Origin of the sequence: Cryobacterium sp. Hz7 (assembly GCF_004402815.1) — a bacterium.
In the GTDB taxonomy this organism is placed as follows: domain Bacteria; phylum Actinomycetota; class Actinomycetes; order Actinomycetales; family Microbacteriaceae; genus Cryobacterium; species Cryobacterium sandaracinum.
Window position 1 is genome coordinate 54,001 of the sequence record NZ_SOFB01000050.1, and the last position, 13,104, is coordinate 67,104.

The 13,104-nt window shown below is 67.3% G+C and carries 14 protein-coding genes; 7 read left to right on the plus strand and 7 right to left on the minus strand.

The features are described from left to right. The first annotated feature begins 90 nt into the window (after positions 1–90). Complete coding sequence (locus E3N86_RS11855; protein ID WP_134512013.1) at positions 91–963, plus strand: glycosyltransferase family 2 protein; 873 nt, start codon at positions 91–93, stop codon at positions 961–963. Here E3N86_RS11855 and rfbA read toward each other — a convergent pair whose 3' ends face one another. Together rfbA and E3N86_RS11865 are read right to left on the minus strand one after the other, a co-directional pair. Continuing rightward, positions 964–1,833: a glucose-1-phosphate thymidylyltransferase RfbA gene (gene rfbA, locus E3N86_RS11860; protein ID WP_134512014.1), complete on the minus strand. Its 870-nt coding sequence runs from the start codon at positions 1,831–1,833 to the stop codon at positions 964–966. A gap of 2 nt (positions 1,834–1,835) precedes the next feature. Then, positions 1,836–2,444, minus strand: coding sequence for a dTDP-4-dehydrorhamnose 3,5-epimerase family protein (locus tag E3N86_RS11865; RefSeq protein WP_134512015.1), 609 nt, complete (start codon positions 2,442–2,444; stop codon positions 1,836–1,838). A gap of 72 nt (positions 2,445–2,516) precedes the next feature. Between E3N86_RS11865 and rfbB the strand changes: the two genes are divergently transcribed. The 3 genes from rfbB to E3N86_RS11880 are packed head-to-tail and all read left to right on the plus strand — an operon-like array spanning position 2,517 to position 5,499. After that, positions 2,517–3,503, plus strand: a complete 987-nt coding sequence (gene rfbB, locus E3N86_RS11870) for a dTDP-glucose 4,6-dehydratase (protein WP_134512016.1) — start codon at positions 2,517–2,519, stop codon at positions 3,501–3,503. Continuing rightward, positions 3,503–4,357, plus strand: coding sequence for a dTDP-4-dehydrorhamnose reductase (rfbD, locus tag E3N86_RS11875; protein WP_134512017.1), 855 nt, complete (start codon positions 3,503–3,505; stop codon positions 4,355–4,357). Before rfbB ends, rfbD begins: the two co-directional genes overlap by 1 nt. After that, on the plus strand, positions 4,354–5,499 hold the full coding sequence (locus E3N86_RS11880; RefSeq protein WP_134342659.1) for a glycosyltransferase family 1 protein: 1,146 nt from the start codon (positions 4,354–4,356) through the stop codon (positions 5,497–5,499). The genes rfbD and E3N86_RS11880 overlap by 4 nt, the downstream gene beginning before the upstream one ends. A 50-nt stretch (positions 5,500–5,549) precedes the next feature. Here the strand turns inward: E3N86_RS11880 and E3N86_RS11885 are convergent, their stop codons facing one another. The 3 genes from E3N86_RS11885 to E3N86_RS11895 form a co-directional block, all read right to left on the minus strand. Beyond that, complete coding sequence (locus tag E3N86_RS11885) at positions 5,550–6,911, minus strand: LCP family protein (protein ID WP_369827946.1); 1,362 nt, start codon at positions 6,909–6,911, stop codon at positions 5,550–5,552. Then, a complete protein-coding gene (purE, locus tag E3N86_RS11890; RefSeq protein WP_134372322.1) occupies positions 6,908–7,375 on the minus strand; it encodes a 5-(carboxyamino)imidazole ribonucleotide mutase in 468 nt (155 codons plus the stop codon). Before purE ends, E3N86_RS11885 begins: the two co-directional genes overlap by 4 nt. An 87-nt stretch (positions 7,376–7,462) precedes the next feature. Further along, a complete protein-coding gene (locus tag E3N86_RS11895) occupies positions 7,463–8,599 on the minus strand; it encodes a 5-(carboxyamino)imidazole ribonucleotide synthase (RefSeq protein WP_134512018.1) in 1,137 nt (378 codons plus the stop codon). Positions 8,600–8,719: 120 nt separating this feature from the next. Between E3N86_RS11895 and E3N86_RS11900 the strand changes: the two genes are divergently transcribed. Next, positions 8,720–9,211, plus strand: a complete 492-nt coding sequence (locus E3N86_RS11900; protein ID WP_134512019.1) for a GtrA family protein — start codon at positions 8,720–8,722, stop codon at positions 9,209–9,211. Here E3N86_RS11900 and E3N86_RS11905 read toward each other — a convergent pair. Then, on the minus strand, positions 9,208–9,765 hold the full coding sequence (locus E3N86_RS11905; RefSeq protein ID WP_241986058.1) for a PH domain-containing protein: 558 nt from the start codon (positions 9,763–9,765) through the stop codon (positions 9,208–9,210). The genes E3N86_RS11900 and E3N86_RS11905 overlap by 4 nt on opposite strands. 6 nt (positions 9,766–9,771) lie before the next feature. Then, positions 9,772–10,614, minus strand: a complete 843-nt coding sequence (locus tag E3N86_RS11910) for a biotin--[acetyl-CoA-carboxylase] ligase (protein WP_134415504.1) — start codon at positions 10,612–10,614, stop codon at positions 9,772–9,774. A gap of 185 nt (positions 10,615–10,799) precedes the next feature. Between E3N86_RS11910 and E3N86_RS11915 the strand changes: the two genes are divergently transcribed. Both E3N86_RS11915 and E3N86_RS11920 read left to right on the plus strand, forming a co-directional pair. After that, positions 10,800–12,413 carry an acyl-CoA carboxylase subunit beta gene (locus E3N86_RS11915; protein WP_369827947.1) on the plus strand — a complete coding sequence of 538 codons (1,614 nt, stop codon included), beginning with the start codon at positions 10,800–10,802 and terminating at the stop codon, positions 12,411–12,413. A 9-nt stretch (positions 12,414–12,422) separates the two neighbouring features. Continuing rightward, complete coding sequence (locus E3N86_RS11920; protein WP_233191318.1) at positions 12,423–12,716, plus strand: acyl-CoA carboxylase epsilon subunit; 294 nt, start codon at positions 12,423–12,425, stop codon at positions 12,714–12,716. Positions 12,717–13,104 lie beyond the last annotated feature (388 nt).

A 13,104-nucleotide genomic window follows, 5' to 3' on the forward strand; every position in this document is an offset into this window, starting at 1 on the left:
ATGAGTCTATCAACCGGCTCGGGGCAGGTGATCCCGGCCCAGTCCCGCGACGGCCCGGGGCAACACGGGCACTGAGTATGCTTGACCCTGATGTCCAGCCCTCTCCTCCAGTCCACGGTAGTGGTCACAGTCACCTACAATTCGAGCTCCCACCTGCCGAAATTCCTCGACTCGGTGCGGACCAGCGAGGACCTTCAACTCACCGTGATCGTGGCCGACAACCACTCATCAGACCTCGAGGCTACAACGCACATCGTCCGGCTACAGGGCGCGCGCCTGCTGGCCCTGGGCGAGAACCGGGGCTATGGCGGTGCCATCAATGCGGCAATCTCGTCCCTGCCACCCCACGTCACGTCGATCCTGATCTCGAATCCGGATGTCGAACTCAGCCATGGCGCGACCAGTGCACTGCTCGCTGAGCTGGCGGCTGATCCTCTCGTAGGCTCGGTCGGACCGAGAGTCCTCAACTCCGACGGCACCACGTACCCGTCCGGGCGAGAGCTTCCCTCGCTCCGAACCGGCGTGGGTCATGCGCTCTTCGCCCGCATTTGGCCCGCCAACCCGTGGAGCCGCTCCTACCGGGCCGAGCGACAGGGTTCCGACGTGCGGCGAGCCGTCGGCTGGCTGTCCGGTTCCTGCCTCCTCGTTCGTCGCACCGCGTTCGAGGAGCTGAATGGTTTCGACGAGGGTTTCTTCATGTACTTCGAAGACGTCGATCTGGGCTACCGGCTGGGAAAGGCGGGGTGGAAGAACATCTACACGCCCGAAGCGTCGGTCGTGCACACCGGTGCGCACTCGACCAGCACCGAGTCAGGCAAGATGGTGCGCGCCCACCATGACAGCGCGTACCGCTACCTCGAGAAGAAGTACTCGGCTCCCTACCTGGCTCCCGTGCGCTGGGCGCTGAAGCTCGGCCTGGCGGTGCGGGCCCGCGTCTTGGCCCGCACCGGCCGGCTCGGCTGATCAGTCGTTCGTGGCGATGAGCCCGGTCAGATAACGCCCGTATCCGCTCTTCTGGAGCGGCTCCGCCAGCGTCTCGAGTTCGGAATTCGAGATCCAGCCGGCTCGCCAGGCGATCTCCTCGATGCAGCCGACCTTGAATCCCTGGCGGTCTTCGATCACGCGCACGTACTCGGACGCCTGCATCATCGACTCGAACGTGCCGGTGTCCAGCCACGCCGTGCCCCGGTCGAGAACCTGAACGTGCAGGTTGCCCTGGGCGAGGTAGCGCTCGTTGACGGTGCTGATCTCGAGTTCGCCGCGCGCGCTGGGCTCGATGGTCTTTGCGATCTCGACGACCGAATTGTCGTAGAAGTAGAGGCCGGGCACCGCGTAGTTGCTCTTGGGCTTCGTCGGCTTCTCCTCGATCGAGAGTGCTGTCATGCTGTCGTCGAACTCCACCACGCCATAGGCGGTGGGGTTGCTCACGTGGTAGGCGAAGATCCGTGCGCCCACCAGATCGGCGTTGCCGCGCAGGGCCGAACCCAGCCCGGCGCCATGGAAGATGTTGTCGCCGAGCACGAGAGCGACACTCTGGTCCCCGATGAATTCCTCGCCGATGATGAACGCCTGAGCGAGCCCATCCGGCGACGGCTGCGAGGCGTACTCGATCCTCAGGCCGAGATGAGACCCGTCGCCGAGCAGCGCCCGGAACTGGTCGTTGTACTCGGGCGTGGTGATGATCAGGATCTCGTTGATGTCCGCCATCATCAGCGTCGACAGGGGGTAGTAGATCATCGGCTTGTCGTAAATGGGCATCAGCTGCTTGGAGATGGCCTTGGTGATGGGCCACAGCCGGGTGCCGGAACCGCCGGCGAGGATGATTCCACGCATTGTTACTTTCCTTCGTTCAGAGAGGTGTAGAACGCCCGGGCGCCGGCCCAGGTTGGCAGCAGGCCGCTGGCGGCGGCTTCGGTCAGGCTCGGGGCATCCGTGTCCTTCGGAGACAGGAGCAGTTCGCCGGCTTCGGGCGGGAAGACCAGGCCGATGTCGGAGTCGAGCGGGTTGATGCCGTGTTCGCGTCCCGGATTGAAGGGCGCGGTCACGAGGTAGCTGACCGTGGCATCGTCGGTGAGTGCCACGAAGCAGTGGCCGAGGCCCTCGGCGATGTAGATCGCGCGACGGTCGGTGTCGTCGAGCAGAACACTGTCCCACTGGCCGAACGTCGGGGACCCCACGCGGATGTCGATGACGAAGTCGAGCACCGCGCCGTGCGTCGCCGTGACATACTTCGCCTGGCTCGGTGGGATGTCGGCGAAATGGATGCCGCGCACGGAACCGCGCTTGGACACCGACGTGTTGGCCTGGGCGATGTCGAGGCGGTGCCCGATCGTCTCCTCGAGACGGTCGAAGCGGTACCACTCGAGGAAAACTCCCCGGTTGTCTCCGAACTGCTTCGGAGTGATTTCATAGGAATCGGGGATGGAGAGTTCGCGAATCTTCACCGAGTAAGCCTACCAAGCGCGTTCCGGTAGAATCGCGGGGGCACTTTCATCAAACGGAACGGTTACCTCCATATGAAGATCCTCGTCACCGGCGGAGCCGGTTTCATCGGCTCGAACTTTGTTCGGCGCACCCTCGAAGACGCCTACCCGGGCCTCGAAGGAGCCGAGGTCGTCGTGCTCGACGCCCTCACCTACTCGGGCAACCTCGAGAACCTGGCCCCCGTCGCCGGGTATCCGCGTTACTCGTTCGTGCACGGCGACATCCGTGACGCCGCACTGCTCGACGAGCTCTTCCCTTCTCTCGACGCCGTGGTGCACTTCGCCGCCGAGTCCCACGTGGACCGCTCGGTGCGCGACGCGTCGATCTTCGTCGAGACGAATGTGCTCGGCACGCAGCAGCTGCTCGACGCGGCGCTCCGCCACGACCTGGCCCGGTTCGTGCACGTCTCCACCGACGAGGTCTACGGCTCCATCGCCGAGGGATCGTGGAACGAGGAGCGCGCGCTGGAGCCGAACTCCCCCTACTCCGCGTCGAAGGCCGGCAGCGACCTGCTCGCGCGCAGCTACCACCGCACGCACGGTCTGAATATCTCGATCACGCGCTGCTCGAACAACTACGGGCCGTACCACTTCCCGGAGAAGCTCATCCCGCTGTTCGTCACCAACCTGATCGACGGCTTGCACGTTCCCCTCTATGGCGAGGGAAACAACATCCGTGACTGGCTGCACGTGGACGACCACACCCGCGCCATCGCGATGGTGCTCGTCGGCGGCCGCGCCGGTGAGATCTACAACATCGGCGGCGGCACCGAGCTGACCAACAAGGAGCTCACGCAGATGCTGCTCGACTCCACCGGCAAGGACTGGTCCTACGTCGACCGCGTCGCCGACCGCCTCGGCCACGACCTGCGCTACTCCGTGGATATCTCGAAGATCCAGGCCGAACTCGGCTACGCGCCCCTGGTTCCGTTCGAGCAGGGGCTCGCGGACGTCGTGCAGTGGTACCGCGACAACCGCACCTGGTGGGAGCCGCTCAAGGCCCGTGCGGCATTGAGCTGATGACCCGCTATCTGATCACCGGCGCGGCCGGGATGCTCGGACGCGACCTGCAGGCCGCGCTCGCCGGCCGCGACGTCACAGCGTTCGACCGCACCGAGCTGGACATCACCGACCGGGCCGCTGTTCTGGCTCAGGTCGTCGGCTACGACGTCATCATCAACGCCGCCGCATACACGCAGGTGGACGACGCCGAGACGAATGAGGATGCCGCGTACGCGATCAACGCGACCGGCCCCCACAACCTGGCGCTGGCCGCATCCGCCACCGGGGCGAAGCTCGTGCAGATCTCCACCGACTACGTGTTCGACGGCAGCGCCACCGCACCCTACGCGGAGGACACCGAGATCGACCCGATCTCCGCCTACGGCCGCACCAAGGCCGCCGGTGAGGCGTTCGTACTGCAGGAACACCCGGCGGGCAGCTACATCGTGCGCACGGCCTGGCTCTACGGCCAACACGGCCCGAACTTCCCCAAGACCATGCTGAAGCTGGCTGCAGCCCGCGACACCCTCAGCGTCGTCGACGACCAGGTCGGTCAGCCGACCTGGACCGCCGACCTGGCCGCGCAGATCGTCGCCCTGCTCGATTCCGACGCCCCCGCCGGCATCTACCACGGCACCAGCTCCGGCGTGACGAGCTGGTTCGGCTTCGCCCGGGCCGTCTTCGCCACAGCCGGCCTTGACCCTGAACGGGTCACCCCGACCGACAGTTCGCAGTTCGTGCGCCCGGCCCCCCGGCCCTCGTATTCGGTGCTCGGCCACGATGCCTGGGCTGCCGCCGGGCTGTCCCCCATTCGCGACTGGCGCGAGGCTCTGGCTGCGGCGGCCGAGCAGGGGATCTTCGCGGACCAATGACCACACTGAGAGTCGTCCTGGACCAGATGATTGCACCGGTCCCGGGTGGCATCGGGCGTTACACCGAAGAGCTGACCCGGGCCCTGATCGCGGCGGCGCCGGCCGGTTGCGACGTCGAAGGAATCGTGTCGTCGTCGTCGGCCGAGCACTACGCCAGGGTCGAAACGTCCCTGCCGGGTCTGGCCAGTCTGCACAAGACCACGTTGCCGCGGCGCGAGCTCACGGCGGCCTGGCAACTGGGCATCGCCAACAGTTCCGGGTCGGGCATGATCCATGCCCCCTCCCTGCTGGCGCCCCTGCGCAAGCACAGCATCGTCAACGACGGCACCCAGGTGACCGTCACCATTCACGACGTGCTGGCCTGGACGCATCCGGAGGCGCTCACTCCGGCGACCGTCGCCTGGACGAAGGTCATGGTCAAACGCGCCCGCAAACACGCGGATGCGATCGTAGTCCCCAGCCACGCCGTGGCCCACCAGCTCGCGAACATCGTCGACCTCGGCGACCGCGTGCGGGTGATCGGCGGCGGAATCGGCAGCGGCCTCCGCCTTCCGTCGAACTCCTCCGCGACGGAGATCATCGCGGAACGCCTGGCGTTGCCGAACGAGTACATCGTCACCGTCGGCACGCTCGAGCCGCGGAAGGCCATCACGGCGCTGATCACCGCCCTGGGCCTGCCGGGAGCGCCGGATCTCCCGCTGATCGTTCTGGGACCGGCCGCCTGGGGTGAGCTCGACGTGGCATCCGTCGCCGACGAGGCCGGCCTCCCGTGGGGCCGGGTGCGCGCCCTGAACGGGCTGACCGACGAAGAGTTGGCCGTGGTCATCTCCCGGGCGGCCGTGTTCGTCTACCCCAGCCGGGAAGAAGGCTTCGCCGGGCCGATGATCCAGGCGTTTTACCTGGGCACCCCGGTCGTGCATTCGGACGCCCCGGCCCTGGTCGAGGCCGCCGGCGACGCGGGGCTGGTCGTCGAGCGTGAGGATGCATCCGGGTACCCCGAGCGACTGGCTGCGGCCGTCACCCAGGTGCTGAGCGACACCACTCTCGCAAACCGGCTGCGCATCTTCGGTAGCGATCGAGCCCAGGCCTTCACCTGGCGCGATTCCGCCGAGCGCATCTGGCTGCTGCACGCGGACCTGTAACAGCACCACCGAATCCGGGGCCGTTCGACCGACCCCGGACCCAACCGGCCCTACGGGGCCGGTTCCGCCGTGGGCGGCGGAACCAGGGCGGCTTCGATCAGGCTGCGGATGACGTCGTAATCGGGATCCTCCGGGTCGACGTCGTTTTCCGGCACCAACTCGACGGACTGGATCGGCAGCGCCTTCGTCTTCGACGCCAGGTGCGTGAAATAGCCGAGCATGCCCTGAGGGATGTCGGTCTTCACGACCTGGCTGCCGGCCGATGCAACCGCCTGGAACTTCGTCAGCACGTTGGCGGGGCTCGCCTGCTGCAGGATCGCCTCCTGCACCTGCCGCTGCCGCACCATCCGGTCGTAGTCGCTCGTGTCATGGCGTGAGCGTGCGTACCAGAGGGCGTGGTACCCGTCCATGTGCTGCCTGCCGGGCTCGAACCAGAAGGCAACCTCGGTGAAGGTCTCGTCGGTATGCACGGGGACACGGTGGTCGACGTTGATGTCGACTCCGCCGAGCGCGTCGACGAGGTCGGAGAATCCCTGCATGTCGATCAATGCGTAGTACTGGATCGTCAGCCCGGTCACGCCCTGGGCCGCGTCGCGCATGCCTTCGATGCCCGGTTCGCTGCCGCTGCCGACAGCATCCGGGTACATCTCCGGGCTCTTCACCTCCACCTCGGTGTAGATCGAGTTCAGCATGCACGCGGAGACCTCACAGCCGTCGATCGATCCGTACCCTTCCGGGTACAGGTCGGCGAGTGGCCCCGCAGAGAACGGCACGTCCTCCAGGTTGCGCGGCAAGCCGATCATGCTGGCCTGGCCGGTCTCCGCATCGATGCTGACCACGGAGATGCTGTCGGGGCGTAGACCCTCACGGTCGGGGCCGGCGTCGCCGCCGAGCAGCAGGATGTTGTAGCGGCCGTCGGAGGGCGGCTCCGTCGGGCCTGCCACGAAGACCGAGGAGAGGAACCCGCTGGCCGTCGTGGCCACGTACGCGCCGTACCCGGCCGTGCCGACCACGCCCACCATCAGCACCGTCGCGAGCCCGGCGATGATCGGGCGGGCCTTGGGGGTGGCACGCACGAGCCGCACGAGGCGCAGGGTGTCCAGGGACAGGATCAGCCAGACCACACCGGAGAAGGCCAGCAGCAGGGCGGCCGCCCACAAGCCGATCGAGTTGGTGAACACGGTCAGAGCGACGGCAGGCCAGAGAGTGTAGACGACCCCCACGACCACCGCGAGGGCGAGCAGCGTGAGCGTCATGCCGAGGCCGAACCGGCCGAGCCGACGGTTGCCGGCCAGCACCTGCGCGGAGCCGGGCAGCACGAAGTTGAGCACGACGAGCCACCAGGCCCGTTTGGTCATGATCGGGGCGGACCCGAGATCCGGATGCCGGATCGGCGTGCGTGCACTGATCATAGTTTTGCTTGGAGGTCCAGGTTCTTCTGCTCGACTTGTGCGGCGAGCATCTCCCGATAGGCGAGCAGCTTGACCCGCAGGGAGTCGTCGGCGATGGCGAGGACCTTGACGGCGATCAGGCCGGCGTTGCGTGCTCCGCCGATGGAGACGGTGGCCACGGGCACCCCGGCCGGCATCTGCACGATCGACAGGAGCGAGTCCAGGCCGTCGAGCCGACCCAGCGGAACGGGCACGCCCACCACCGGCAGGGTGGTCACGGCCGCGAGCATGCCGGGCAGGTGGGCGGCGCCGCCGGCGCCGGCGATGATCACCCGGATGCCGCGCGCATGGGCGCTCTGGCCGTAGGCGATCATCTTCTCCGGGGTGCGGTGCGCGGAAACGACCTGCACCTCGAAGGGAACGTCGAAGTCGCGCAGGAGTTGCGCCGCGTCGCTCATCACCGGCCAGTCGGAATCGGAGCCCATCACGACGCCGACCAGCGGCACCAGGGCGGTCTCGCGCGGGGCGGTCTCGAGCTCAGGGTTGTCTGTCACGCAGTCGATCCTATTTGGTCAGTCCTGAAAAACTGCCGCTGCGGCCCGCGCCTGGTACGCGACGAGGTCCAAATCGTCCCCACCGACGGTCACGTGGCCGACCTTGCGCCCCGGCCGGGGGTCCTTGCCGTAGGTGTGCACCTTGGCGGCCGGGTAGGCCTCGAACGCGGCCGGGTAGCGCGCGGACAGGGGCTCCGACGCCGGCCCGCCGAGGATGTTGACCATGACCGTCCACGGGTCCCTGACGTCGGTCGCCCCGAGGGGAAGGTCGAGCACGGCGCGCAGGTGCTGCTCGAACTGGCTCGTCGTCGACCCCTCGATCGACCAGTGGCCGCTGTTGTGTGGGCGCATCGCCAACTCGTTGACCAGGATGCGCTCATCCGTCGTCTCGAACAGTTCGACGGCCAGCATGCCGGTGGCGCCGATGCCCTCGGCGATGCGCACGGCGATGTCAGCGGCGGCCCGGGCCAGCCTGCCCTCGGACTGGGGCGCGGGGGCGATGACCTCGGCGCAGACGCCGCCCTGCTGTACTGTCTCCACCACGGGCCAGAGCGCGATCTGGCCGGACGGGCGTCGCGCGACCAACTGGGCGAGCTCGCGACGGAACTCGACCAGCTCCTCCACCAGGAGGGCGCCGTCGTTGCCGTCTTCGGCGAGCGCGGCGAACCAGTCGTCGGCCTCGTGCTCGTGGGTGACCAGCCGAACGCCCTTGCCGTCGTAGCCGCCGCGGGCCGTCTTGACGACCCCGCGACTGTTGTGGGCGGCCAGGAACACGCCCAACTCGGCGGCGTTCTCGACCCGCGCCCAGTCGGGCACGGGCAGACCCAGCTCGCTCAGGCGCTGACGCATCAACAGCTTGTCCTGGGCGAAGAGCAGCGCGTCGGGGCCCGGGTGCACGGCCACGCCCCTGGCCACGAGCTCGCGCAGGATCCCCTGCGGCACGTGCTCGTGGTCGAACGTGACGACGTCGACGGTGTCGGCGAAGGCCAGCACCACGTCTCGGTCGCGGTAGTCGCCCACCTGCACCGCGGCCAGGTCGGCCGACATACCCTCGTTCTCGGCCAGCACCCGGATCCGGATGCCCAGGTTGACGGCCGCCGGAATCATCATCCTGGCCAACTGGCCGCCGCCGATAACGCCCACAGTCGTGTTCATCGCTCCACCAATTCCTTGGTACCGGTCATTGCCGGTACGGGTTCTCTCAGGCTGCAGGCTGGACCTCGCCGTAGACTCGGGTTCTCGACCTCTATCTTTGCCCATCATCCGGAGGGATGCATGCCGCGTACACAGCGCCGGTCAGCACGGCTTCTGGCCTTCGTCCACCAACTCGGCAAGTTCGGGGCTGTCGGCCTCGTCGGTTTCGTCGTGGACTTCACGGTCTTCAACCTGCTGCGCACCACGGTTTTCGACCCCGCCGTGGTGGAGTCCGGACCGATCTATGCGAAGGTCGTGTCGACCACGCTGGCCATCATTGTGAACTGGATCGGCAACCGCTTCTGGACCTTCGGGGCCAACCGCCAGTCGCGCACGCTGCGCGAGGCGGCCGAGTTCTTCGCGGTCAGTCTCGTCGGCATGGCCATCGGCCTCGCCTGCCTCTGGGTCAGCCGCTACGGGCTCGGCTACACCAGCCTGCTCGCCGACAACATCTCGTCGAACGTGATCGGGCTGGGGCTGGGCTCGGCCTTCCGTTTCGTGCTCTACCGGCACTGGGTGTTCTCCCCGCGGCGCGCGGGGACGGCCGACTCGGAGCGGGCGCTGGCTGCCTAGCGGGAGCCCCAGCGCGCGGTCTCGTCGGCGAGTGCTGACTGTTCCTGGCGGCGCAAGCCCATCAAGGTATGCGAGGACTCCATCAGGTCGTGCAACACCTGTTGCACCAGGGTGGCGTTGGGCACGTCTTTCAAGACGAGCGGATGCTCCAGCCCGGCGCTGATCAGAACGTCACCCGAGTGGGCCAGAGACTGCAGCCAGTTCTGGCGCACCGTCACGTCGTAGCCGCGGCTGTGCAGCAATTCCTGGCGGGTGCGCACGAAGAATCCGTGCCGGAAGATGATGCGCCGGGTGGTGATCGTGTAGCGGTTGTTCAGCCACGACATCAGCGGCAGTAGCCAGAGCAGCAGCACGAGGGTGGCCGCGGCAGCCAGCAGCGCGATATTCTGCCACGGCTCCGGCAGGGAACCGTAGAAGTACCCGGTGGCCGCGGAAATGGCCAGCAGCGCCAGGGTGGGCCAGAACAGGATTCGGGCGTGCGGCCGGAGCCCGGCCACGACCGACTCGGCCGGGGGAAGCACCTCCGCCGCCGCGAAGCCCGCTGTCTTTGTCATAATCTATTAATACCGCAGGTGGGTGACATCCCCGGCGGCGACAGCCTGCAATTCGCCGCTCGCCTGGTCTTCGACGATGAGCCGGCCGCTCCGGTCGAGCGCAACAGCGGTGCCGACCAGGTCGGTGCCACCGGGCAGTTCCACCCGCACGACCCCGCCGAGCGTGCCGCACGCTTCGGTCACCGCGCGCAACAGCCCGCTTTGGACCGGGTCGCCCTCCGCGTCGAGGAAGGCCCGGGTGAGCTGCCGCAGTTCGGTGAGGTAGCGGGCGAGCACGGCATCCGGATCGGGGGCCGAACCGGTCACCAGCAGCAGCGACGTCGAGGTGAGCGTGGGCAGGTCGTGCTCGTCGAGGGACACGTTCAGGCCGGCGCCGATAACCAGCCCCTGCGCGCCGGGCAGCAGCTCCGAGAGGATGCCCGACACCTTGTAACCGTCGATCAGCACGTCGTTGGGCCATTTCAGGGTGACCTCGTGCCGGGGCGCCTCCTCGCCGGGTTCGTCCACCCGGGCTGCCAGGCTCGCCTCGACGACCGCGCGCACGGCCCGGGTCATCGCGGCTCCGGCGAGCAGGGGGAACCAGCCGAAGTGGTCGATCGGGAGCGGGGCGGCCGAGGCTCTCGGGCGGAGCAGCACCGAGATGGCGAGCGACTTTCCGGTGGGGGCGAGCCAGGTGCGACCCAGTCGGCCGCGACCGCGAGTCTGGTTGTCGGTGACGACCGTCGACAGGTCGGGCCAGGCTGCGGCATCCTCGCCCGCAGTGTGGGCGACGAGCACGTCGTTCGTCGACCCGGTCTCGGGCAGGTACTCGAAACGCGGCACGACCTCGCGGCTGAGCGGAAACTCCATCTGATTCTCTCTCCCTGTGGCTAACTCCTGTAATTCTGGCGAATACGAGCGCAAATGGCACAATTCACGCCCGAATCCGCCAATCCTCAGGAGTTGGCCACAGGAAGGCAGACGCACCCGACCAGCAAACCGGCCGGTTTTTGTAGACAATCGTCAACGATCGGGAGCAGGGGCTGGCCGGTAGAGTGAACCGCGTGACTGAGAACTCGCCCCTTGCGGGCCCCGACCTGTACACGACGGCTGGAAAGCTCGCCGACCTCAAGCTGCGCTATCACGAAGCCGTGACCGCCAGCGGCGAGGCCGCGATCGAGAAACAGCACGCCAAAGGCAAGATGACCGCGCGGGAACGCATCGACCTGCTGCTCGACCAGGGCTCCTTCGTCGAGATCGACGAGTTCGTGCGGCACCGCACGCACGCATTCGGCATGGAGAAGAAGCGGCCCTACGGCGACGCGGTCGTCACGGGCACCGGCACCATCCACGGCCGCCAGGTCTGCGTCTACTCGCAGGACTTCACCATCTTCGGCGGCTCGCTCGGCGAGGTTGCCGGCGAGAAGATCATCAAGGTGATGGACCTTGCCCTCAAGACCGGGGTGCCCATCATCGGCATCCTCGACTCCGGCGGAGCGCGCATCCAGGAGGGCGTCGTCGCCCTCGGCAAGTACGGCGAGATCTTCCGCCGGAACACGGCCGCGTCAGGCGTCATCCCGCAGATCTCGATCATCTGCGGCCCCGCCGCCGGCGGCGCCGTCTACTCCCCTGCCCTGACCGACTTCGTGATCATGGTCGACAAGACCAGCCAGATGTTCGTCACCGGCCCCGACGTGATCAAGACCGTCACGGGCGAAGACGTCGGCATGGAAGAGCTCGGCGGCGCGCTCACGCACAACACGATCTCCGGTGTGGCGCACTACCTGGCTAGCGACGAGCCCGACGCCCTCGACTACGCCCGCACCCTGCTCAGCTTCCTGCCGGACAATAACCTGGCCGACCTGCCCGTCTTCGACAGCGACATCGAGCTCGAGACGACGGATGGCGACCGGAACTTGAACACGATCATCCCCGATTCCGCGCACCAGCCCTATGACGTGAAGACCGTGATCGAGCACATCGTCGACCACGGCGACTTCCTCGAGACGCAGCCGTTGTTCGCCCCGAACATCGTCGTCGGCTTCGCCCGCGTCGAGGGACGCTCGATCGGCATCGTCGCCAACCAGCCCAACGCCATGGCCGGCACGCTGAACATTCCGGCCGGCGAGAAGGCCGCCCGGTTTGTGCGTTTCTGCGACGCGTTCTCGATTCCTATCCTCACCCTGGTCGACGTGCCGGGCTTCCTTCCCGGCACCGACCAGGAGTGGACCGGAATCATCCGCCGCGGCGCCAAGCTGCTCTACGCCTACGCGGAGGCGACCGTGCCTCTGGTCACCGTCATCCTGCGCAAGGCCTACGGCGGCGCGTACATCGTGATGGGCTCCAAGCAGCTCGGCGCGGACATCAACCTGGCCTGGCCGACCGCGGAGATCGCCGTGATGGGCGGCCAAGGCGCCGTGAACATCCTGTACCGTGCCGAGATCAAGAAGGCCGAAGCAGCCGAGGAGGATGTTGCCGCCGTGCGCACCCGGCTGGCCAACGAGTACACCTACAACGTGGCGAGTCCGTTCCTGGCGGCCGAGCGCGGCGAACTGGACGGCATCATCGAGCCGGCCACGACCCGCGTCGCGGTGACCAAGGCCCTGCGCGCCCTGCGCACCAAGCGAGCGAGTCTGCCGCCCAAGAAGCACGGGAACATTCCGCTGTAGGCGGGTGCTATGACCGATTCATCGAATGTTACGAGCGCCCCGAGCGCCCCGAGCTCAGCCGAGGAGACCGAGTCTGCGTCGCCCGAGGTTCCCCCGGTGCCCGGGCTGCGTTTCCTGACCCGCGGCGTCTCCCCCACCGAGGCGGCCGCCGTGTCGGCCGTGCTGCACGGCCTGGTGCGCGAGGAGGGCGACAACCTGCGCCAGGCGCCGGTGCGCGGCCAGAGCGCGTGGCAGCGCAGCCAGCGCAGTGTCCGGGTGGCTCTGACCCCCGGCGCAGGCCGCTGGCGCGGATTCTCGGCCTGACCCTTCGGTTCCCAACCGTCGGGCGCTCCCGGTCCCCCTAAATGCCGACTTTTTTTACCGAACCGGTTCGACCAGTATTGGCATTGCTCGGTGATGCTCTTAAGAGTTCACGACTAAAGCCCGTCGACTAGGGTAAGCAGTCGGGTTTTGGGGGCGCGTCAGGGTGACATTCGGGTTGTCGCCCTGGCACGATAGTCGAAAGGGATCAACCACGGTTGGTCCCTTTCGCATTTGCCGGCGTGGCCCCGGCGTGGCCCCGGCGTGGCCCGGGTGTAACCCCGTCTCGAACGAATTCGACGGAGATTTTGAGGAAAACGGCCCCAAACACTCCGAAAAAGTGGTTGCAGACGAAAATCTCCGTCGAATTGGTGTGCGCTCGGCGCACGGT